The sequence below is a fragment of the Mucilaginibacter sp. GW822-FHT03E02 genome (genome assembly GCF_058801545.1).
Window position 1 is genome coordinate 551,517 of record NZ_JBXANJ010000002.1, and the last position, 22,470, is coordinate 573,986.

The following is a 22,470-nucleotide window of genomic DNA, read 5'->3' on the forward strand; positions in this document are numbered from 1 at the left end:
ATGCCTAACCTGCAGCACAAAATTTTAAACGCCGAAACGGGCGAATTAACGTTATCCGATAATTTTAAAATATACCACGGAATAAAACCCTCCGATATTTTGAACAATTGTAAAACTGATGAGGTAGAAGCCTGGGTTGCAAAAGACGGCGAAAGGCAAAACCATACTATAAAAAATCTTTTTATTGATGGAAAATATTTCATGTTCCGGTTCTATTTTTTAAACGAAGCACTGGAATTTGCAATTTTTTTTATTTCTATGAACGAGTTCGAAAATGGTTCATGGGACGACTGGAGCGAAGAAGAAGAATTAAAAGAGCAACTTTTTTTTGATAGCTGGCTCACCGAACAACTTGGGGCTCAAAGAAAGTTTCCATGGGGAACTGTCCATTCCTATTATGATTCCAAAGGCGGATTCTCTGGAATCGTGTTACGATATACTTAATCTCAGTAATAAGTTTCCATTTTTGTGCCGTAAAATAAGAAAAAAGTCTTTCGGCTATTTGAAAGACTTTTATACACTTAGTAGCAGATTAATTTAAACAGTATCTTACTTCGCAAACTCCGGCTTCAACTCTGCAGCCATGGCTTTCCTGAATTTCAGCACTTTGGGTGTTGATACCGAGGCAATATAGGGTTGGCTTAAATGAGTTTTGTAATAGCCCTGGTGATAATTTTCGGCGGCGTAAAATACAGTGAACGGAACAACCTGTGTAACTATCGGATTATTATAATGCTTTGATTCATTTACTTTTTTGATTGTGGCCAGCAGGATATTTTTCTCTTCGGGCGTACGGTAAAAAGCTATCGAGCGGTAATCTGTACCTTCATCAGGCCCCTGGCGGTTTAACGTAGTTGGGTCGTGGGCAAAAAAGAAAGCTTCGGCCAGCGTAGCGTAGCTAATCACCTTAGGATCGTAATAAATCTGCACCGTTTCGGCATGGTTGGTGGTGCGGGTGCTAACATCTTCATAGGTCGGATTTTTGGTATTTCCACCGGCATATCCCGAAATAACTTTGTTTACCCCTTTAAGCTCAGACATGGCCTCGCTCATACTCCAGAAACATCCGCCGCCAAAGGTAGCCAGGGCTTCGCCTGTTTTGGGTTTTGGCAACGGGGCCATCGCATCCTGGTTAGGTTGTCCGTTTGCACAGCTTGTAAATAAAAATATGCCGGCAATATATAACATCAACTTTTTCATAATTATTTATGTTTTTACTGTTAGTCGGATATACGCAGGATACCTTACAAGCGGATGGTCATCAATTGGTCACTTTAAGCTACCGTTATGTTAATAGTGTAATGACGCATAGTCTTTAGTCGAAAGTCTTAAGTTTTAAGTCAAAAAAGAATAATTTTACTTTTGACTTAAGACTTAGTACTATTAACTTAACACTACTTCAATTTCGGGCTAATGCCCTGGCCTTTATTCAGTGACTTGCGCACCATAAACAAAATCTCGCCTAAACCATTGGTCTTGATCTCAAAAACGGTAGATAACATCATCCCAAGCTTATCTTTTGTAAAACCTTTACCGCTCATCCACTCCAGGTAACTGATTGGTATATCGGCAATTATTGTGCCTTTGTATTTACCATAAGGCATTGGTGTTTGTACAATGTCAATCAATACTTTGGGGTCGGGCTGTAAGTTTTTCACGTGTTAAAGATAATGTTTTTTGGGATTGAAGATTTACCCTGATACTAACCCATTTACTGCAAACACAAAGCAATAACGCGTGTTAGTATTAAAATTATAAATTATGGAACAGCAAATTGAAGCCACATTAACCGGCACCGACAGTACCATTGATGGCACATTAGAACCCATTGCTTACGGCAATTTTACAAAAGCATATGAATTTAAGTCGGTTGATGGCACACTGCACCTGGTAATAGCGCAGGAAGCCGATGGCGAATGGATAAGGTTAACCGGTACCGAGCCATACCTGTCAAGTTGGATTGACGAACTTGCAGCCCAGGTGAGTTGAATTTATATAATAGCGAAAAGCAGAAGGCGAAAGGCAGAAAGCCGAAAGTAATTTATTGGCAATCAACCCGACTTAGTCACTTGATCCCCAAAAAATAGTCGGCTTTAAAAAACTTAAACAAAATCATATAATCAAGCACCGGCTGCAAACACCGGTGCTTGATTATATAAGCAGGACAAACGCATCTAAATAGTTAACAGCGATAGCGTTGGTAAGATATAAGTAACAAACGATACCTTGTTTTTATTGCCTGATCCTGGTTAAATAATCCAGGTACGAAAGGGATTTGTATTGGCCAACAACAGGCACAATTATTGGGATGCGCCTAAATTTCGCAATCAGTTTAATGTTAACCATGTTAAAATATAAAATATTGATTATCAAATATTTATAATTTTTTTATCTGAAATGTGTTAAGTTATGTTAACCCAATCAGGTGCGTTTACCCTTATTATATAAGGTTAAAGTTTAATAGGCTTCATTTTAGGAACAAGCGCATGCATAATTAACCATGCCAGTATGTAGGCGCTGCCGCAAACAAAAAACATGATGTAATAGGCAATTTCTATTTTATGAATAGCCCTGTAATGCACAAACAGATTTTTTTGTACCGCCATTGACAAAAACACACCACCTATCGACCCAAACATCCCCCCTATACCGGTAACTGATCCTATAGATTTTTTAGGGAACATATCCGACACGGTTGTAAATATATTGGCGCTCCAGGCCTGGTGTGCCGATGCGGCAATACCAATAACCAATACGGCAAGCCACATGTTAATGCCGCCCAAAACCTGTGCAAAAACAATAGGTATCACAAACAAAGCATAAATAAACATCGACGTTTTCCGGGCTTTAAAAACCGCCCAGTTATTCCTGATCAATCTCATTGGCAACCAGCCGCCAAAAATACTTCCAACTGTCGACATGGTATAAACAGCCGCCACGGGGAATGCTACGTCGGTACCTTTTAAACCATATTGGCTTTGTAAAAAATCGGGTAGCCAAAACAGGTAAAACCACCAGATAGGATCAGTTAAAAACTTGCCGATAACAAATGCCCAGGTTTGTTTAAAAGTGAGCAGTTTGCCCCATGATATTTTTTCGCGCTCAATTAATTTTTCGTCCGGCGTTGCTGTTTCCTGGTCGCTGTTGATATAATCAAGTTCTGCTTGTGTTACATACTTATGTTTAGCAGGAGTTTGGTAAAAAAAGAACCAGAGTACCAGCCAGATAAAACCTATCGAACCGGTAATAACAAACGCCCAGCGCCAGCCCCACATAACAGCTATAAAGGGCACCGTTAAAGGAGCAACAATGGCTCCAATATTTGATCCGGAATTGAAGATGCCCGTTGCAAAAGCCCTTTCTTTTTTAGGGAACCACTCGGCCACCGTTTTGATAGCAGCCGGGAAGTTACCGGCCTCGCTAATACCTAATGCCGAACGAACAACGCCAAAACCAAATGTACTGGCAACAAAGGCGTGGCACACTGCGGCTACGCTCCAAAAAAAAGTCGACAAAAAATAGCCCAGCTTGGTCCCTACTTTGTCGATAATACTGCCGGCAGCCAATAACCCTAAGGAGTATGCTATTTTAAATGCAATTTCAATATTAGCGTAGTCCCCATCGTTCCATTTGAATTCATCCGTTAGCGGCGACTTTAACAGGCTGATTACAGCCCTGTCAAGGTAATTAATGGTGGTTGCAAAAAAAACAAGCGAACATATCACCCATCTGTAATTTCCAACTTTTGCTTCTCTCATTATATAATTGGTTTATATTTTATTGGTTTGTAAACGCAAACAAGGGGCAATTCGCGCTAAAATCAAAAGTTACCGGGCAGCCTTAACCATGTCAAGCAGTGTTACGGTATCACTGTATAATTGGTCGTACAGTTTGTTTTCCAATACATTTTTGCTGATCAATTTGCTGCCCATACCTACCGCGCAAACGCCGGCCCTAAACCAGCCGCTAATGCTGTTGATATTCAGGTCGACACCGCCCGTTGGTATAAACAACTGACCGGCAAACAAATCGCGGATTGATGATACAAATTCCGGCCCTAAAATATTGGCCGGGAAAATTTTTATTAACGCCGCACCATGCTGCTGCGCTGTATAAATTTCGGTAGGCGTCATACATCCCGGAATCCATAGCAAATCCTGTTTCGCGGTAAATTCACCCACTTCCGGGTTCACAATTGGCGATACGATAAAATCTGCCCCGGCGTCAATAAAAGCTGTCGCCTCATCAAGACTTTTAATGGTGCCTATCCCCAGGTGCAAATCGGGCATTTCAGTTTGCTGTGCCTGTTTTAACACTTTAAAATTGGCAAGCGCGGCGGTTCCGCGGTTGGTATATTCAAATACCCTCACCCCTGCTTTGTACAAAGTGCGGGTAATTTCGAGGCTAACCTCGGCATCGGGATAAAAAAACAGCGGTAAGGTGCCCTGTGTTACTATCGCATTCAGTACTATATCTTTTTTGCTCATAATTTTGTTAAGTCTTGAGTTCAAAGTCTTAAGTCGAATGTCTTAAGTCCCAAGTCTAATTTTGTCATCTTCTGACTTAGAACTTAAGACTTTCGACTAAATAACCATCAGTCAGTTCGCAGTTAACGCGACATTAGTAATTTCTTCAACCGTTTTAGTAGTGGCATCGCCCTCAATAAACAGTTTGGTGTATGCGGCGGCGGTTGCAAACTGCAATGTTTGCTGCGGCCCCAGGTTATTGTAAAAACCATAAATAAGCCCGGCCATAAAGCAATCGCCGCTGCCAACTTTGTCAACCACTTTGTCGGTTTCATATTGGCTGGAGTTGTATAACTTATCCCCGGTGTATAAAGCCGTATAATAGTTAATACCCTCGCCGGCGTCAAATCTGAAAGTATTGGCTACAGCCTTGCATTTGGGGTATTGGGCCATGATGGTTTCTGACGTTTTAAGCGCCTCTTTCAGGTAAATGCTTTTTTGTCCTGATTCATGAATATCCGGTGCTACCGGGATGCCGAGCATCAATTCGGCCGCCCAAACATTACCCATTACCAAATCGGCATATTTTACAAGTTGTGGCATTACATCTATAGGCTGCTTGCCGTATTTCCACAATCTTGAACGGTAATTTAAATCGACAGAAATGGCGATCCCTTTTGCCGAAGCAGCTTCCAGCACCTCCAGGCAAACATCGGCCACATCCTGGCTTATGGCCGGGCATATGGCGCTGAAATGGAACCAGGTTACCCCATCCAAAACCTCGTGCCAATTAACCTGGCCGGGTTTTAACATGGCAAATGCCGAACCTTCGCGGTCATAAATAAGGGCGTTGTTTTTAACATCCTTACCCTGGGTTAAATAATACAACCCTATCCTATCGCCCTGCTTAAATACCGGAGAAGTATCAATTTTTTTTGCCTCCAGGTGATCAATTATCTGGGCAGACAGCGCATTGTCCGGCAGGGCTGTAAAATATGCCGATGGTAATTGCCAAAGCGCCAGTGCGCTGGCTACGTTCAGTTCAGCACCGCCTATAAAAAATGGCAGTTGGTTATGGTTCAGCCATTGGCCGCCGGCATCGGGGCAAATCCGCAAAAGCAGCTCTCCAAATGAAAGGATGCGGCCTTTTGATGCTGTTATTTCAAATGGCGCGCTCATTTGCTCTGATCGAAATTAAAGTAATTTTTTGCGTTGTAGTAGCAGATATCCTGAACGATCTTGCCCGTCCAGGCGATATCGTTTGGTAACTCGCCGTTTTCGATATCATCGCCAAACAGGTTACAAACCAGCCTGCGGAAATACTCGTGCCTTGGGAAAGATAAAAAGCTGCGCGAGTCGGTAAGCATCCCGACGAGCCTGCTTAACAAGCCTATGTTGGATAGCGCATTCATCTGTTTGGTCATGCCGTCTTTTTGATCCAAAAACCACCAGGCCGAACCAAACTGGATTTTTCCTGCTACCGAGCCATCGTTAAAATTACCGGTCATGGATGCCATTAGTTCGTTATCGGCCGGGTTTAAGTTATACAGGATGGTTTTGCTAAGCTGATTGGTTGTATCCAACCGGTTCAGGAATTTAGACAAAGCCCTGCCCTGCGAAAAATCACCTATCGAATCCCAACCTGTATCCGGCCCAAGCTCGCTTAGTCCGCGGGCGTTGTTATTGCGTAAGGCACCCAGGTGCAATTGCATTACCCAGCCCTTTTCGTGGTTCCACAAAGCAAAATTATGCAGCATGGCCGATTTAAATTGCAAAGCTTCGGTTACATCAAGGGACTGGTTGCTCCTTATCTTGATAAATATATCCGCTATTTCGGCATCGGTATAATCTTCGGCATATACCTGCTCCAAACCATGGTCAGATAACCGGCCTCCGTTTGCTGCAAAATAATCGTGGCGGCCTTTTAAGGCCAATAAATAGGCATCAATAGTATTGATAGCGGTGCCTGCTATCACCTGCAGTTTATCAATGTACAAGTTTAATCCTACCAAATCATCGGCATTCATAGCCTTATCCGGCCTGAAGGTTGGCAACACCTGTACTTCGTAGCCATCGGCTTTTATTTTTTGATGATAAGCCAGATCGTCAAGCGGGTCGTCGGTAGTACATATTACCTCAACATTTTTGCTTTTGATGATATTGCGGATGCTATACTCCGGAGATTGCAGTTTTTTGCTACTCTCCTCATAAATCTGCCTGGCCGTAACCGGCGATAACAGGTCGTGAATATCAAAATACCGCTGCAGTTCGAGGTGTGTCCAATGGTAAAGCGGGTTGCGCAGTGTATAGGGTACGGTGGCCGCCCATTGTTCAAATTTTTCCAGGTCGGTTTTCTTCCCGGTAATGTAATCCTCATCAACGCCGTTGGCACGCATGGCACGCCATTTATAATGGTCGCCGTTGAGCCATACCTGGGTTATGTTTTCAAAGTTAATATCGCCGGCAATCTGGTCGGGCGGCAAATGGCTGTGGTAATCAATAATAGGTAAATCCGCGGCATATTCATGGTACAGTCGCCGCGCTGTATCGGTAGTTAATAAAAAGTCTTTATCTAAAAAGTTTTTCATCAATAGTAGGTTATGCTTTATCCAATAAAGAACGTTTAACGCCCATTTCAAGCCCCCGTAATTCGGCAAGGCCTTTCAGCCTGCCTATGGCCGAGTAGCCGTGGTAAGTTTTGTGGTTAAAATCGTCCAGCAGTTTATGTCCATGATCGGGGCGCATGGGTATGGCAATATCATCCCGGCCATCGGCCACACGTTTTTGCTGCTCCAATACAATATTCTTCATTACGGCGTACATATCGGTACTGCCGCCCAAATGCTCGGCCTCGTAAAAGCTGCCATCAGCTTCGCGCTGCACATTGCGCAGGTGCAGGAAGTGAATGTGTTCGCCTAATCGTTCTACAATTCCAGGCAAATCATTATCGGCCCTTGCCCCTAATGACCCGGTACAAAAAGTGATGCCGTTACTTGGCGAAGGGCAATAGTTAACCAGGTCGGCCAAATCCTGCTCGGTAGATACCACTCGTGGCAGGCCCAATATCGGGAATGGAGGATCGTCCGGGTGAATGCACATTTTAACGCCTGCTTTTTCGGCAGCCGGGATAATTCCACGTAAAAAATAGGCAAGGTTTTCCTTTAAACCAGCGGCATCAATATCCGCGTAGCGCTTTAAGTGCTCTTTAAATTCGGGAATGGTTAATGTTTTGTTGGTGCCTGGTAAACCTGCCATCAGGTTATTGATCAGCTGCGTACGTTCATCGGCGGTAATATTGTCAAGGTATTGTTTGGCAACCTGCTGTTGGGCGGCGCTGTAATCATCGCGGGCGCCCAGGCGCTCCAGGATATACAAATCAAATGCGGCTAAAGCTTTAGCATCGTATCTTAAGGCAGTTGCCTTGTTGGCCAGCAGGTAATCCAGGTCGGTTCGTGTCCAATCAAGCACGGGCATAAAGTTGTAGCATACAATATTGATGCCTGCCTGCGCCAGATTTTGAAGCGTAGCCACATAGTTTTGGATATATGTATCCCTATCGGCACCGGCGGTTTTTATGCTTTCGTGAATATTCACGCTCTCTACAACCGACCACCGTAAACCGGCTGCCTCAATTATATTTTTACGTTGGATGATTTCATCCAAACTCCAAACCTCGCCAACTGGGATGTGGTAAAGTGCTGTAACAACGCCGGTAGCCCCGGATTGCGAAATTGCTGTTAGTGTAACCGGATCGGCAGGGCCAAACCACCGGAATGTTTCTTCTAAATTATTCACTATAGGTTAATGGTATTGTAGTTTGAACGGGCAAATTACACATCATTAGTTTAGGATGGAAACGATATTTGCAACAATCTACGATAACGATTGCGGAGAAGCCTCGCCCTGCCCTCTCCAAAGGCTACTGTGTGTATACAAGTTTTAAGAAAACTGCAAAAGGGTGAATCTCGATCAAAAAAAGTAGAATAAATGTCTTTACCTGCGGTAAGTAGAAATGGGCATGGAAGAGGCGTTGTAAACTGCATAGATTAAATACAAACTGTGTGTACCGGAACAAATGAAACAGGATGAAACACCCTGGCACGGGGTGGTACACCCTGGCACAGGGTAGTACACTACCATCGGTTAATATTTTTAATCCAGGCGATGCGTGGTGTTAAATTCATTGAATTAATCCGGCTGTGAGGCTGTGGGTAAAAAAAAGAGCGACAGGTAAAACCCGCCGCTCTTTAAGTATTTCAACAAAATTGTCTGCTACCAGAAAACAGAGTAAAGTGCAACCACGATACCTGTAATAATTACCGCACCGGCCAAAAAGCCTTTCGAAGTTTTAAACATCGATGCGTCAATTTCAAGGCCATTGGTAACAACACCTTTGGCAGTTTCAATTTTTGATATGATGTACATACCTATAATACAAATAACAAATACAAAGCCCATACGGTCAAGGAAAGGTATTTCGTACAGTTTGGTTACTTTATCATCCTGTAAAGCCAGTTTGGAGAAACCGTATGGCGACAGGAAGCTAAGATCGGCAAAGCGTGGTAAAACTTTAAATACACACGACATAATGAAACCACCAATTGTAGCAAACAAGGCCGCGTTTGATGTAGCTTTTTTCCAGAAAAAACCAAGAATGAACATGGCAAATATACCAGGAGATACAAACCCTGTATACTCCTGGATGTACTGGAACCCTTGTTTACCTTCGCCCATCAAAGCGTTGCCGATAAAAAACGATAAAATAACGCCTAATGCCAAAGCAACGAGAACAGATATTTTACCAAGATTTACCAATTTTTTATCAGTAGCCCCGGGATTGATAGCTTTTTTATAGATATCTAATGTAAATATAGTGGCTATACTATTGGCTTTACCTGCTAAAGAAGCTACAATTGCCGCCGTTAGTGCCGCAAACGATAGGCCTTTTAATCCGGTTGGCAATAAGTTCAATAAAGATGGATAAGCTTTATTAGGATCGGTTACACCTGTTGAGCTCATCATTTCCTGATGGAACATGCCTTTTTGGTACAATAAATAAGCTGCAATACCCGGTAGTACCACAATAACAGGCATTAATAGTTTAAGGAAAGCCGCAAAAAGAATACCACCACGGGCGGTTTTAAGGTTTGCACCCAAAGCCCTTTGTGTAATATATTGGTTACAGCCCCAATAATTAAGATTGGTGATCCACATACCGCCTATTAAAACTGATAAACCAGGCAAATCCATGTAGTTAGGATTATCCTTCTTGAAGATCATGTGGAAGTGGTCTGAAGCTTCTGAATGTAATATTTTAAATCCATTTAATAAACCTGTAGTGCCCTCCTTCTCACTTAATAACGTTAACGCCAGGTAAGAAGCCATCAATCCGCCTAAAATAAGCACAGCAACCTGAATAACATCAGTGTAACCGATAACCTTCATGCCCCCAAGAGTAATAAATGCCGAGAAAACTGCGAGTAATATAATACATAACCAGATGTTGAGGCCAGATATACCACTGATAGCCAATGCACCCAGGTAAAGGATAGACATTAAGTTAACTACAATGTATAGCAACAGCCAAAATATAGCCATTATCATAGCAACCGTGCTGTTATAGCGCTGGTGCAAAAATTGCGGCATGGTGAATATCTTGTTTTTAAGATATACCGGTATAAAAAATACAGCCACAATAATCAGCGTAATTGCCGCCATCCACTCGTAAGTTGATATCGCTAAACCCATCTTGAACGCCGATCCGCTGGTGCCGATAAATTGCTCGGCAGATATATTGGAGGCGATTAATGATGCCCCGATTGCCCACCAGGTAAGCGATCCTTCGGCCAAAAAATAGTCTTTCGAGGTCGCGTCGGCATTATGCTTACGCTTGTATACCCAATAGCCATAGCTGGATACTATAACGAAGTAAATAAAAAACACGACATAATCGCCGTACGAGAGGGTTTTCAGGTTCATTGTTTGGTTAAGTTGGTTTTAATAATGTTAGATTGACAATTATAAGCTATATATAGCGATTTATCAAATTTTCTAAATATTCTTGTCGGCCACTTAATGTTTTTGGCTCGCCATTGGCTATTGCATAGTTACGCAAATCTTCTAACGATAACTTACCATCCTCAAAATCTTTTCCCGAACCTGCATCAAATGAGGCATATCTGTCGGCACGGATCTTTTTATACTCCGATTTTTGCAAAATATTATCGGCTATAACCAGGGCGCGGGCGAAGATATCCATACCACCAATATGAGCGTAGAACAAGTCAGCCTGATCTGTTGAGTTACGGCGAATTTTGGCATCAAAATTAATACCGCCGCCTTGTAAACCACCTGCTTCCAGGATAATCATCATCGATTCGGTAATTTCGTTGATATCGTTCGGAAACTGATCGGTATCCCATCCGTTTTGGGTATCGCCACGGTTGGCATCTATCGAGCCTAATAAACCCGAATCTGCAGCTACCTGCAATTCATGCTGGAAAGTATGGCCGGCCAATGTAGCGTGGTTAACTTCCAGGTTCAGTTTAAAGTCATTCAGCAAATCATATTTCTGCAAAAAGCCTAAAACGGTAGCGGCATCATAATCATACTGGTGTTTGGTTGGCTCGCAGGGTTTTGGTTCGATAAAGAAGTTTCCTTTAAAGCCTTGTTTGCGTGCGTAATCTTTAGCGGTATGTAAAAATTTAGCAAAATGCTCCTGCTCGCGTTTCATATCGGTATTCAGCAGGCTCATATAGCCTTCACGACCACCCCAGAAAACATAGTTTTCGCCGCCTAAAGCGATGGTGGCGTCAATTGCAGCCTTAACCTGTGCGCCAGCGTGGGCTAATACATGAAAATCGGGATTAGTTGCAGCACCGTTCATATACCTGCGGTGGCTAAACAGGTTTGATGTTCCCCAAAGCAATTTAACACCGCTTTCGGCTTGTTTTTGTTTGGCATATTCAACCAAAGCCTGGATGCGTCGGTCGTTTTCGTTTACATCGTTGGTATAATCTACCACGTCTACATCATGAAAACAGTAGTAAGGGATATTCATTTTGGTGATAAACTCAAACGCTGCATCCATTTTGTCTTTAGCGCGTTCTACAGCGTCGGTTTTCTCGTCCCATTCAAAAATGTGGGTTGGTCCGCCAAACGGATCGGCGCCGTTACCATTAAATGAATGCCAGTAAGCGCAGGCAAAACGCAAATGCTCGGCCATGGTTTTGCCGGCCACTACCCTGTTGGCATCGTACCAGCGAAACGCCAGCGGGTTATCTGATTCCTGCCCTTCGTAAGCTATCTGCCCTATTCCTTTGAAAAATTCCTTTTCGCCTGTGATGATTTTCATATTGTTTAATTAGTGAATTATTGAGTTAGTGAATTAGTGATTTATTGAATTTTATTAATTATTGAATTACTGAGTTATTGAATTTCGTCTGCTTTTATTGGCGGCTCCGTCCTTTTGCCTTTATCCTTTCGCCTTTAACCTAATCTCAAGTAGTTCTTTCCACTCATTATAAATAGGTTCAAAATCAACGGAAAGATCTGGTTCTATTAATTGGATGGCTTTGGTATTGCTGAATGCTTCTGACGGCGATTTGAAGATGCCTGCACCTATCCCGGCGCCTAATGCCGCGCCTACGCTGCCGTCGTTGTTGTATAGTTCAACGGGGACGCCAGTGGCGTTTACAAAAGTTTCGGTAAACAGCTCGCTTAAAAACAGGTTGCTTTTGCCGGCGCGGATGACGGTTGGGTTCATGCCGTTGCTGCGCATGATATCAAAACCATAGCGGAACGCGCATGCAATGCCCTCCTGTACCGCGCGGAAAATATGCGCCTGGGTATGCAGGTTAAGGTCGATATTTTGAAAATGGGCGCCTACCTGTTTATTGTTCAGCATGCGCTCGGCACCGTTGCCAAAGGGCAGCACGCGCAAGCCATCGCTGCCCAGGGGGGCTCTTTTTGCTTCTTCGTTGAGTTGATTGTAGCCCAAGCCTGCGCCAAAATTGTATTTGGCCCAGCGGTATAGGCTGCCCGTTCCGTTAATGCAAAGCAATACGCCCAATCGTTTCTCCTCTTCGGAATAGTTTACGTGGGCAAAGGTGTTGATGCGCGATTGCTGGTCATAAGCCAGTTGATCGCTTACACCGTATATTACGCCTGATGTGCCTGCCGTGGCAGCTACCTCGCCTGGGTTTAATACATTTAATGATAAAGCATTATTTGGCTGATCGCCCGATTTATAGGTCACCGGGATACCTGCTTTAAGGCCAAGTTTTCCGGCTACATCGCTTTTTAACGCTCCGTGTGATGAAAAAACCGGGTTGATAACCGGGAACAGGCTTTCATCAAAACCAAAATAATTGATAACATCTTTAGAGATACCGTTGGTTTTAAAATCGAAGAACACCCCTTCTGATAATGCCGATACCGAGGTGGTGATCTCGCCGGTTAGCTTCATGGCGATGTAATCGCCTGGCAGCATGATCTTGTCTATTTTAGCATAAATCCTGGGCTCGTTCTCTTTTACCCAGGCCAGTTTGGATGCGGTAAAGTTGCCCGGCGAGTTTAACAGGTGCGATAAGCATTTTTCTTCACCTATGGCGGCAAAGGCTTTATCGCCAATTTCAACGGCGCGGCTATCGCACCAGATAATGCTGTCGCGTAAAACATTCTGGTCTTTATCAACCAAAACTAAGCCGTGCATCTGGTAAGCTATCCCTATGGCGGCAATATCCTGCGGGTTGTAACCACCTTTGGCATGGCAGCGTGCCAATGCCTGTTGCGCCTGGTCCCACCACATGAGTGGCGACTGCTCGGCCCAACCGGGATGTACCGCCTTTATAGGCGATTCCTCGTCCGGAAACTGTGCCGACGTTATAATTTGTTGCGTATCAGCGTTAACAACACTAACTTTAACTGAAGAAGTACCTATATCAATCCCTAATAATAACATGGATTTGTTTTGGGTTTTAGCATGAATAGTAAAAACGGGTTTATTTTTGGGTATTTAACTTCACGAAATTAAATAAATATTTAAAATTACAATCGATTGCGTAAAATATTTTTTCCAACTTGCACTTTATAATGAAAAAGGGAAAACGCACCACCATTTATGACATCGCCGAAAAACTGGGCATAACCGCTTCGTCGGTGTCTCGCGCATTGAATAACAGCAACCAGGTAAACGAAAAAACCAAGGAGCTGATCATGAAAACCGCCGACGAACTTAACTACAAGCGTAACATCCTGGCGTCAAACCTGCGCAAGGGGCATTCCAAAACTATCGGCATTGTGGTGCCGCGCATTAATCAAAACTTTTTTGCCAACGTTATTGCGGGTATCGAGGAAGCAACCTATCAAAAAGGCTACAATCTCATCATCTGCCAATCGGGCGAATCGCATGATAAAGAGATACAGTGTGTAAATACCTTGATAAACCAAGATGTGGATTGTATTGTAATATCGGTATCGGCTGATGGCAGCGACTACCAGCACCTGCAAAACGTGATTGACCATGGCATCCAGCTCATCCAGTTCGACCGTGTGGCCGAGGAACTGGAAACCCTAAAAGTAATAAACGATAACGAACAGGCATCGTACGAAGCCGTATCGCACCTGATAGAAAGTGGCTACAAACGCATAGCCTTACTGGAAGGCCCACAAAACCTAAGCATTTTTAAACAGCGCAAAACCGGCTACCTGCGGGCCTTAAAAGCCTACAATATTGATGTGATTGACGAACTGATAGTTGAAAACGCCTGGACAAAAGAATTAGGTGCCGAAGGTACCCGCAAACTGCTCAGCCTCCCCCAGCCTCCCGATGCCATATTTGCTTCCACATCTGATTTCTCGGCCCTGGGTGTTTTGGAGGTTGCCAATGCGATGAAAATAAAGGTGCCATCTGAGTTAGGCGTTTGCGGCTACGCCAACGAAGGTTTCTCAGAAATTACCAGCCCATCCATAACTACGATAGACCAGTTTAGTATTTATATGGGCAATACGGTTGCCAACCTGTATTTCCAGGAAAAAGGTAATACCGATACCACATCCAAACCAAAAATCATCAGCATAAAACCGGAATTGATTATCAGGGGATCGACGGCGAGAAATGGGAAAGGGTAAAAAGTAAATTTATTTTCTTCATCAAACCAGATGAAGGTGTCAATGATCAAATTGTAACGCTTGCCCCAGTTTTTTGATTATCTTATTGTCAAAATATCCTGTTATCTTTATTTAACAGATCATTAGGCTATGATTTTCCCATTCAGCATAAACTATAACAGGCGATTAAAAGCAACAATAACACCTAATAACCAACATAAGGTATTGCAATATATAGTGAAGAGTATATTGGACGATAAAGCAAATAACGTTGTTGCCGAAGATATCCATGTAAGCTATAAAGGTTCGACATCTGCCAGGAGAGGGTCTTTATTCGGGAGCGTTGACGATGGGATCTTTAGTTTAATTTATAAAAATGATACATGGTGGTTGAATTATCAGATCGATATGCGTGAGCTTTTTGTTTTCACAACAATAGCCTCAACTATTATGGGCGCTTTTTCGTTGGTAAGTGGCGGTTCCTGGTGGGTAGGCATTGCCGCGTTTTTGTGGTTATGCGGTGCCAATTGGATTATCAGTTTTATAAGACACGAAACTGTAGCTACCAGTATTGCTGCGGGAATTGATGACCTGATATGCGGTAAAACTGAACTACCTGAACAAGATAAAATGACGGGGGAACTTAAAAGCTGGTTTTAGTAAGCACGTTATCCTTTAGATATTTTAATAATGCCAGCTTACCCAAGTGGGAATAGCCTATATGGCATGACGATTCAAAGCAATTCTCTCTTCTATAACAAATAATAGACATCCTCAGCGAAACCGGATTATTCTAAAAAACTCAGGATATAACCATCCGGGTCGGTAATATAAAATTCGCGTCCGTAGGGCATTTCCCTTAGTGGCTGTATAATGTTTATCGGCTGTTTTTTTATCGCTTCAAAAAGGCTGTCAATATCTACTACCGCAAAACACAGATCAAGGTGTTCGTTTTTAGCTTTGAATGCCTTTTTTTCGATAGTTCCGTAACCTAATTTAAGGTGTATTGTGTAACTACCTTTAATAATCCCGGCATAAAAATCCTCGTAACGGAAATCAATTTCGAATCCCAGTTCACGGGTATAAAAATCCAGGGAACGCTCAAGGTCGGTTACGACAAACTGCGGACTCATGCTTTTGATTTTCAGATAATTTGTACTCATTTTGATAAATTTAGAATTATGCGTTAGGCCTCCAAAAAAAAATAAAACGTAGCCATCGGTATCCGCTACCTCAAACCCACGCAATCAATTGCTATTATTATGGATTGATTTGTGAAATAAATAATACACTGGCAGCACTGTATTTTTCAAATAATGCGCCGGGTTCATCTGTAGAACTGTACGCGTCCCAAGCGGCCCATTCATGCAAAGCAGGGACTACGTTTTACCGGCGCCACAAAAATAAAGGAGATCGCCGGGTGGTCCAACAGTTCTGTTAAAAATACGATTGTTGTGCCGCATTTAAACACGCGCTAATGTAATACCGATATTGCATAACGGAGAAGACTCACCCGGCGGGGCTACGCCTACGTTCATAACCAACGTTTTCTTGTCCCCTACAACTCCTTCTCCACCACCAACCTCACCGGCCCAATCAATCCACTTTCCCTCAACGGCGAACCTTTCTCCGGACCGCTTATCGTCCAGGTTTTGCATTTGTTGATGTAAGCAAATTTGCTTACATTTGAATATGATCAAAGAATTTGAAAAATACAAGGGTATTCATCCCGGCCTGGTATTGGAGCGTGAGTTAAAAAAAAGAAAGCTCAGCAAACGCGCCTTTGCGCTTTCACTTCCCGAGCATCCGCAAACCCTCAACGCGATAACTAAAGGAATACGAAACCTAAACACCCCACTGGCGCTGAAAATTGAAAATGCACTGGGACTGGAAGAAGGATCGATGATGATGTTACAGGTTTTTTACGAGATTAAAAAACAAAAGGAAGGGCAAAACAAGCAGCATCCTGATTTTTCAATCATTCATAAGTCGCTTTTCTGGGATACTGATCTGGGTAAGATCAATTGGGAAAAACATGCCAGGTATGTAATTCAGCGTGTTTTTGAGCGCGGCACCCACGAACAGAAGCAAGAGCTGCTGCGCTTCTACGGAGCAGCCAAAATAAAGGAGATCACAGGGAGTGCCAGCATATCGGCTAAAAATAGTCCTGTTATGCCGCATTTAAACACTCGCTAATGTATTGGAATACAGTTGAAGATAAATTGAGAGACAGCCTTCTAACTTTGATGGATGCACCGGAATTGATAGACTTCCGCTTAGTAGGAGGAACCGCGCTAAGTTTTCATCTCGGCCACCGGATATCTGTGGATATAGACCTTTTTACAGACAAACCTTATGGAACTGTTGATTTTAACCGCATTGAATCAATGCTTGCACAAAAGTTCCCTTTTATAAATGGCGATTTTGGAGGCAACCCTGGAATGGGAAAATCTTACAGAATCGGTACAAATGCAGAAAATGCCGTAAAACTCGACATCTACTATTCGATGGATCCGTTTTTCCAGCCGTTTATTTTAGAGGATGGTGTCAGAATTGCCTCTATGGAAGAAATAGTGGCCATGAAAATCGACGTGGTACTGCGCGGAGGCCGTAAAAAAGACTTTTGGGACTTACACGAATTGCTTACCAAATACACCATTGATGACATGATCCAATTGCATAACAAACGTTTTCAATGGACACACAACAGGGATACCATTCTTAAGAATTTTGTATCATTCGACGCTGCCAATGAGGAGCCAGACCCCATCTGCCTCAAAAACAAAGAATGGATATTTATAATGGAAGACATTGAAAATGCTGTGACTAACCGTTAATTTTCATTATCATCAAACACTCTTTCGATCTGCATCGGTAAACACCAGTTATTCATCAAAGATTTCTTTTAGTTAATCGTATGTATAACAATGCTTCGTGATCATTCGCTAATGGCTGCGTGGACTATCTTTAATTGATATTCTAAACATTATCGGATCTATTCCCCCTTCTCCACCACCAACCTCACCGGCCCAATCAACCCACTTTCCCTCAACGGCGAACCTTTTTCCGGCCCGCTTATCGTCCAGGTTTTGCGTTTATCTTCGGGTAAGCCGGCATCATAGGCCAAGTGGTTGAACCACGTGCTGGTTACTTCCACTTTAAGCGAATTTTTGCCGGCAACAATTGCATTGGTTAAATCCAGCTGGTAAGGATTGCACCATACAGTACCGATAAACTTCCCGTTTAGCGTAACTTTGGCAATCATATTCACCGAGCCAAGGTTAATCAAAAAATGCGCACCGGGTTCAATTTTATCAATGTTAAACGTGGTGATATACGCGGCGGTACCCGAAAACGCTTTTGCCTCGGGCGATAGATCCAGATCTTTCCAGGGTTTTAATTCATTGATCCGGGTTGATTGCGGCGCGCCCCATCCTTCCGGGAAAGATAGTTCCCAGGGAGCGGTGAGGTTGGTTGTGGCAATTACTTTTGTTTGGACGGGTTTATTTGCGGCGTTTTGCGCCTGATTATGATTAAAAACCACAAAGCATGAGCCTGTCTGTGGTAAATCAAAAGTTACAGATGTACGGCCTTGTTTTTGTTCGGCTGCTACAGCCCTGGTTGTGCCATTAAGGGGATCCCACATTTCGGCAGCACCTGTATTGCGGAAATCAAGCGTGCCTTTAAATGCTTTGCCTTTTGGCGCGCATATGAAATACCAGTCGGCCCCCTCTGCTTTGCGGTGTGTCCAAATGGCGTCTCCGCCGGTAACATCAGGGGTTAATTGCATTTGTTGTAAAGCATCGGCCAGGGAAGTTCCTGATATTAAAGCGCCTTTGCCCAATTTACGCAGGCCTTTTGTTTGTTTATCACCCCAAATGTTTTTTACAGCGGTATTAAAACGGAGTTGTGATTTTTGGCCGCCGCTAAGCGTTGCCAGGTATTGTGGGGCATCGCCAACAACTGTAGCGCCGGCACGGATTAATGCCTCCAGTTTTTCTAATGTTTGCGGCAGCATATGGATGGTTGATGGCAACCATAACACCCTGTAGCTTATCCCTTCAGGCGTTACCAGCATCCCGTTTGCCACGGCAAGCCTGTTCAGCAAAACATCGGGGTTGCAATAATCATATTTAAAGCCCTCCGGGAACGGGGCGTTTTGATCGGGTTTATGGTCTATCTCGTCACCCAGATACCAAAGCACATCCGATACCGGCCTGCCACGCTCCTGTAAATAACTAACACGCGCAAAATAGCCGTTCAGCTGTGGCATATCGTCCCACCAGGTTTGCTGCCTCAGGAACGGGGTACCTATGCCCGACCCAAATGAAGTACCGGGCTTCAACGAATCGGCTTTGGGATTATGTGTATAGGTATGGTATACCAGGTGTGTTACGCCTTCAACAATGTTCACGTTGGCCACTTCCTTTAAATCCTGCCAGTGCTCGTCCCAGGTGAGCGCGAAAGATGTAAATGCTTCGGCACCCAACCGGGGTTTGCCGTAAATATGTGCGGCGGAGGCGGCCGGTTTAATGGGTTTAAAATTAAACGAGCCTACGTAGCCATTGGTAAAAGGCTGCCAGAATTCGCACATGGGTACATCGGCAAACTTGTAATATTCTAAAATATCAGCCGGAAAAACATCCCCGGCGGCAGTTTCGTACGATACAACCAGGTTGTTTTGCTTGGCCAGCTGCGCCATGCGTCCATAAAACTTATTGGTATACAAGTCGTTTAAGGTCGACCGCCAGTCGCGCAGGAATTTGAATGTGGTTTCTTGGTCTTTCAGCACATAGCCAAACAAAGCAGGGATCCATTTGCGCAGCGGGTAGGCCTCCACACGGTTAAACTCCTGTTCCATATTTTGTGTCCAGGTTTGAGTTTCGCATTCCCAGCTGTCCATCAGCATGCCTTTTAACAGGCCATCGCCCAGCACACCATTTGCTCCGGATAGCCTGCCGATATAACCGGCAAAGTGTGCGTTGGCACCGGCCTCTGAAAGTTTATTACTCTCCCAGCCAGTACCCTCTGCCGGGGCGGGGCCATTTTGCTTGCCGCTGTTTACGTGGCCTATGCGCAAAACCGTCCATTTACCGCGTGGGGCAGCCCATTTTAAATTGCCTTGCGCATCCATCATGTTGGTGATATCGCGAATCTGGGCCGGATCGATATAGCTTTTAGGCGATTGCCCGTACTTTTTGCCGTTGCGGTCGATGCTGCGCAAGGTCCACCCGGCTTCTGACTCCCAGCTATTTTTGCGGGCAGCCGAAAAGAAACGGATGAAGCCAAGGGCCATATCGTGTTTGTTTTCGATATAGAGCTTTATCGTTTTAGCACCTTTTACTTCAGTGCAGGCAAAAGAGAGCGGCCGGGTATCCTGCCAGTTCCCTTGGGGGATAGTGGTATTTAAAATATCTGTTACTTTACCGCTTGCCATGATAGCCTGCGCTTTTATTTTTACGCCGGGCTCATAATTCCAGGCATGTCCCATGCTGTTAACGCTCGGAAATTCGATGGTCCGGATGGTCACGGTATCGGCAAAGGTTACTTCAGCCCAATACGGTTCGCCTGTGGCTGCCGGTTTAAGGTGCACAGATTCTTTCGCCTGTTTCAGGAAACAATCCTCCCAAGAAATATTGCTACTGCCCTTAACAGATTGGGCTACAAGCGGCTTGCCGGTATCGCCTAACGGAGTTGGAAATGCCAGTACGGTGATATCCCTGTAATCGCGCCAGGGTTCGCTGCTGGGCTGCGGCTGGGCAAGGTGTATGTTTATTACTCCCCTCCCTCCTGCTAAATCGATTCTGCTCCAGGCTAAATGTCGCATAGCGTTGGCCGGTGTTATCCATGGCCCGCCAGCCATTGCCCATCCGGGGCAATTTTGCATGGTAAAGCGCAAACCCAGGCGGCGGCATTCCTGCGCGGTATGGCGTATAGCATCTTCCCATAACGGGCTCAAACATGCAATTTGCGGACTAACACCCGGCCAGGGCCCGCCAAACTGTCCGTGAAAAAGCTGGATGCCCGAAATTCCCGACCTTGCAATAGCTTCCAGATCGGCCGTGATGCCTTTTTTTGAAACATTACCCCCTATTAAATGAAACCAGGTTTCGGGATAGTAAACTTTTGGCGGCGACATAAAGGCTGCCTTATCATATTGGCCAAAACTGCGGTTAAGCTGCTGCGCCGGCGGCAATATTGGCGCTACCTGGGCCGTTGATGAAAAAAAACTTACCATCATCAACAAAACAGCCAACAACAGCGTGAATAATATTTTTTTTAGGCGCATCCTTTTGTTTTTGCTTATAGGTTATAAAGGGTTGGCAGCATCCATTTAAATACCTGCCGGATTTGGGTAATCTAAACTATCATTAATATTTTCCAAAACTGTCCTGTGCTGTCCTCTTTAAAATATTTTGAAAGTTATTAATTTACAGAGTGTTTTTTTTACAAAATCTCCTCCACAAATACAATACTCCACCTTAAAATACCTTCAATTCATATTCAATATCAATTAACATTTCTGTTACATTTGTGCGATATAGCTTTTAACTTTCAACCATAATTTATATCACAACTATGGATGACTTTATAGCAGCAAGGTCGCAAATGGCCTTATCCTTAGGGTTTCACATCATCTACTCCTGTATCGGTATGGTTATGCCTGTTTTTATGGCCATATCGCATTATAAATGGATAAAAACCAAAGACCCGGTTTACAAAAATGTAACTATCGCCTGGAGTAAAGGCGTTGCTATTTTTTTTGCTACTGGTGCAGTATCGGGCACTATGTTGTCGTTTGAGTTGGGGCTGCTTTGGCCGGGTTTTATGAAACATGCCGGGCCTATTTTCGGGATGCCATTTTCGTTAGAAGGAACAGCCTTTTTTATTGAGGCGATAGCCCTGGGCTTTTTCCTGTACGGGTGGAACAAATTGAACACCTGGTTTCATTGGGTTACGGGTATTGTGGTGGGTGTAAGCGGGATAGCATCGGGCATATTGGTAGTGGCGGCCAACTCCTGGATGAACAGCCCATCGGGGTTTGATTACGTAAACGGCAAATACCTCAATATAGACCCGTTAAAGGCCATGTTTAACGAGGCCTGGTTTTCTGAAGCACTACACATGACGATAGCGGCATTTTCGGCAACGGGTTTCGCTGTAGCCGGCATCCACGCGCTGATGATCTACCGGAAGCAAAATGTGGCCTTCCACACCAAATCATTTAAAATAGCCATCGTATTTGGTGCGGTTGCGGCCATTTTACAGCCCTTAAGCGGCGATATATCTGCCAAAGGAGCAGCTAAACGGCAACCTGCTAAACTGGCCGCTATGGAGGCTTATTTCCATACACAGGAATATGCGCCGCTGGTTATTGGCGGTATACCGGATACGGCCACTAAAAAAGTTAATTATGGTCTGGAGATACCCGGCCTGCTGAGTTTTTTAGTTCACGATGATTTTAAAACGGTTGTAAATGGCCTGGATAAAATCCCGGTTAAAGATCAGCCGCCTGTTGCAATAACGCATTATGCTTTCCAGGTGATGGTGGGTATTGGTACTTTGATGATGTTTATCGGCATCTTGTACTTTATAGCCCTGTGGAAGAAGAAAGAATGGTTAAATAAACCGTGGTTTTTAAAGCTGTTTATTATTGCCACGCCAACGGGTTTTATAGCCTTAGAGGCCGGCTGGACAGTAACCGAAGTTGGCCGCCAGCCGTGGATTATCCAGGGTGTGATGCGTACCAGCGAGGCGGTTACCAAAATGCCGGGCATCCAGTATACATTTTACCTGTTTACATTTATTTACTTCACCCTGAGCGTATTTGTTATTTTCCTGCTGAAAAGACAGATCCAAATGGTGCCCAAATTGTACGACAAATAACCTGCTG

19 protein-coding genes are annotated in these 22,470 nt (G+C 44.0%); 7 read left to right on the top strand and 12 right to left on the bottom strand.

The features are described from left to right. Positions 1–444, top strand: coding sequence for a hypothetical protein (locus AC1RM2_RS28985; RefSeq protein WP_492988639.1), 444 nt, complete (start codon positions 1–3; stop codon positions 442–444). A 105-nt stretch (positions 445–549) separates the two neighbouring features. On the opposite strand, the gene msrA is transcribed toward AC1RM2_RS28985, so the two are convergent. Further along, positions 550–1,200 (bottom strand): peptide-methionine (S)-S-oxide reductase MsrA, encoded by a 651-nt coding sequence (gene msrA, locus AC1RM2_RS28990; RefSeq protein WP_492988640.1) that lies wholly within the window; start codon positions 1,198–1,200, stop codon positions 550–552. A gap of 194 nt (positions 1,201–1,394) precedes the next feature. Beyond that, complete coding sequence (locus AC1RM2_RS28995; protein WP_090647026.1) at positions 1,395–1,658, bottom strand: DUF3820 family protein; 264 nt, start codon at positions 1,656–1,658, stop codon at positions 1,395–1,397. Between the two features lie 103 nt (positions 1,659–1,761). Here AC1RM2_RS28995 and AC1RM2_RS29000 point away from each other — a divergent pair, with 103 nt between their 5' ends. Next, positions 1,762–1,989 carry a hypothetical protein gene (locus tag AC1RM2_RS29000; RefSeq protein WP_274212877.1) on the top strand — a complete coding sequence of 76 codons (228 nt, stop codon included), beginning with the start codon at positions 1,762–1,764 and terminating at the stop codon, positions 1,987–1,989. Positions 1,990–2,450: 461 nt separating this feature from the next. Here the strand turns inward: AC1RM2_RS29000 and AC1RM2_RS29005 are convergent, their stop codons facing one another. From AC1RM2_RS29005 to AC1RM2_RS29040, 8 genes are all read right to left on the bottom strand, one after another. Beyond that, positions 2,451–3,758, bottom strand: a complete 1,308-nt coding sequence (locus tag AC1RM2_RS29005) for an MFS transporter (RefSeq protein WP_492988641.1) — start codon at positions 3,756–3,758, stop codon at positions 2,451–2,453. 69 nt (positions 3,759–3,827) lie between these two features. After that, positions 3,828–4,487 (bottom strand): beta/alpha barrel domain-containing protein, encoded by a 660-nt coding sequence (locus tag AC1RM2_RS29010; protein ID WP_492988642.1) that lies wholly within the window; start codon positions 4,485–4,487, stop codon positions 3,828–3,830. 111 nt (positions 4,488–4,598) lie between these two features. Continuing rightward, positions 4,599–5,645 (bottom strand): PfkB family carbohydrate kinase, encoded by a 1,047-nt coding sequence (locus AC1RM2_RS29015; RefSeq protein ID WP_492988643.1) that lies wholly within the window; start codon positions 5,643–5,645, stop codon positions 4,599–4,601. Beyond that, entirely contained in the window at positions 5,642–7,054 is a 1,413-nt protein-coding gene (gene uxaC, locus AC1RM2_RS29020; protein ID WP_492988644.1) for a glucuronate isomerase, read from the bottom strand. The genes AC1RM2_RS29015 and uxaC overlap by 4 nt, the downstream gene beginning before the upstream one ends. 10 nt (positions 7,055–7,064) lie before the next feature. Next, a complete protein-coding gene (uxuA, locus tag AC1RM2_RS29025; RefSeq protein ID WP_492989289.1) occupies positions 7,065–8,264 on the bottom strand; it encodes a mannonate dehydratase in 1,200 nt (399 codons plus the stop codon). 474 nt (positions 8,265–8,738) lie between these two features. Continuing rightward, positions 8,739–10,439 carry a sodium/sugar symporter gene (locus AC1RM2_RS29030; protein ID WP_394349445.1) on the bottom strand — a complete coding sequence of 567 codons (1,701 nt, stop codon included), beginning with the start codon at positions 10,437–10,439 and terminating at the stop codon, positions 8,739–8,741. A gap of 52 nt (positions 10,440–10,491) precedes the next feature. Beyond that, positions 10,492–11,820, bottom strand: coding sequence for a xylose isomerase (xylA, locus tag AC1RM2_RS29035; protein ID WP_492988645.1), 1,329 nt, complete (start codon positions 11,818–11,820; stop codon positions 10,492–10,494). A 120-nt stretch (positions 11,821–11,940) separates the two neighbouring features. Continuing rightward, complete coding sequence (locus AC1RM2_RS29040) at positions 11,941–13,428, bottom strand: xylulokinase (RefSeq protein ID WP_492988646.1); 1,488 nt, start codon at positions 13,426–13,428, stop codon at positions 11,941–11,943. 131 nt (positions 13,429–13,559) lie between these two features. Between AC1RM2_RS29040 and AC1RM2_RS29045 the strand changes: the two genes are divergently transcribed. Both AC1RM2_RS29045 and AC1RM2_RS29050 read left to right on the top strand, forming a co-directional pair. Then, a complete protein-coding gene (locus AC1RM2_RS29045) occupies positions 13,560–14,597 on the top strand; it encodes a LacI family DNA-binding transcriptional regulator (protein ID WP_492988647.1) in 1,038 nt (345 codons plus the stop codon). Positions 14,598–14,726: 129 nt separating this feature from the next. Next, a complete protein-coding gene (locus AC1RM2_RS29050; RefSeq protein WP_492988648.1) occupies positions 14,727–15,236 on the top strand; it encodes a hypothetical protein in 510 nt (169 codons plus the stop codon). 128 nt (positions 15,237–15,364) lie between these two features. On the opposite strand, the gene AC1RM2_RS29055 is transcribed toward AC1RM2_RS29050, so the two are convergent. Beyond that, a complete protein-coding gene (locus tag AC1RM2_RS29055) occupies positions 15,365–15,739 on the bottom strand; it encodes a VOC family protein (RefSeq protein WP_492988649.1) in 375 nt (124 codons plus the stop codon). Positions 15,740–16,268: 529 nt separating this feature from the next. Between AC1RM2_RS29055 and AC1RM2_RS29060 the strand changes: the two genes are divergently transcribed. Beyond that, entirely contained in the window at positions 16,269–16,772 is a 504-nt protein-coding gene (locus AC1RM2_RS29060) for a helix-turn-helix transcriptional regulator (RefSeq protein WP_492988650.1), read from the top strand. A 26-nt stretch (positions 16,773–16,798) separates the two neighbouring features. Beyond that, positions 16,799–17,413, top strand: a complete 615-nt coding sequence (locus AC1RM2_RS29065; RefSeq protein WP_492988651.1) for a nucleotidyl transferase AbiEii/AbiGii toxin family protein — start codon at positions 16,799–16,801, stop codon at positions 17,411–17,413. Between the two features lie 158 nt (positions 17,414–17,571). Here AC1RM2_RS29065 and AC1RM2_RS29070 read toward each other — a convergent pair whose 3' ends face one another. Then, positions 17,572–20,865, bottom strand: a complete 3,294-nt coding sequence (locus AC1RM2_RS29070) for a glycosyl hydrolase (RefSeq protein WP_492988652.1) — start codon at positions 20,863–20,865, stop codon at positions 17,572–17,574. 290 nt (positions 20,866–21,155) lie between these two features. Between AC1RM2_RS29070 and AC1RM2_RS29075 the strand changes: the two genes are divergently transcribed. Next, complete coding sequence (locus AC1RM2_RS29075) at positions 21,156–22,463, top strand: cytochrome ubiquinol oxidase subunit I (protein WP_492988653.1); 1,308 nt, start codon at positions 21,156–21,158, stop codon at positions 22,461–22,463. The last annotated feature ends 7 nt before the right edge of the window (positions 22,464–22,470 follow it).

Excerpts from the sequence above, each read along its gene's own strand:
- AC1RM2_RS29005 (WP_492988641.1), bottom strand. The coding sequence starts at position 3,758 with ATGAGAGAAGCAAAAGTTGGAAATTACAGATGGGTGATATGTTCGCTT.
- AC1RM2_RS29040 (WP_492988646.1), bottom strand. The coding sequence starts at position 13,428 with ATGTTATTATTAGGGATTGATATAGGTACTTCTTCAGTTAAAGTTAGT.
- uxaC (WP_492988644.1), bottom strand. The coding sequence starts at position 7,054 with ATGAAAAACTTTTTAGATAAAGACTTTTTATTAACTACCGATACAGCG.
- AC1RM2_RS28985 (WP_492988639.1), top strand. The coding sequence starts at position 1 with ATGCCTAACCTGCAGCACAAAATTTTAAACGCCGAAACGGGCGAATTA.
- AC1RM2_RS29050 (WP_492988648.1), top strand. The coding sequence starts at position 14,727 with ATGATTTTCCCATTCAGCATAAACTATAACAGGCGATTAAAAGCAACA.
- xylA (WP_492988645.1), bottom strand. The coding sequence starts at position 11,820 with ATGAAAATCATCACAGGCGAAAAGGAATTTTTCAAAGGAATAGGGCAG.
- AC1RM2_RS29060 (WP_492988650.1), top strand. The coding sequence starts at position 16,269 with ATGATCAAAGAATTTGAAAAATACAAGGGTATTCATCCCGGCCTGGTA.
- AC1RM2_RS29070 (WP_492988652.1), bottom strand. The coding sequence starts at position 20,865 with ATGCGCCTAAAAAAAATATTATTCACGCTGTTGTTGGCTGTTTTGTTG.
- msrA (WP_492988640.1), bottom strand. The coding sequence starts at position 1,200 with ATGAAAAAGTTGATGTTATATATTGCCGGCATATTTTTATTTACAAGC.
- AC1RM2_RS29075 (WP_492988653.1), top strand. The coding sequence starts at position 21,156 with ATGGATGACTTTATAGCAGCAAGGTCGCAAATGGCCTTATCCTTAGGG.
- AC1RM2_RS29010 (WP_492988642.1), bottom strand. The coding sequence starts at position 4,487 with ATGAGCAAAAAAGATATAGTACTGAATGCGATAGTAACACAGGGCACC.
- AC1RM2_RS29000 (WP_274212877.1), top strand. The coding sequence starts at position 1,762 with ATGGAACAGCAAATTGAAGCCACATTAACCGGCACCGACAGTACCATT.
- AC1RM2_RS29045 (WP_492988647.1), top strand. The coding sequence starts at position 13,560 with ATGAAAAAGGGAAAACGCACCACCATTTATGACATCGCCGAAAAACTG.
- AC1RM2_RS29015 (WP_492988643.1), bottom strand. The coding sequence starts at position 5,645 with ATGAGCGCGCCATTTGAAATAACAGCATCAAAAGGCCGCATCCTTTCA.
- AC1RM2_RS29055 (WP_492988649.1), bottom strand. The coding sequence starts at position 15,739 with ATGAGTACAAATTATCTGAAAATCAAAAGCATGAGTCCGCAGTTTGTC.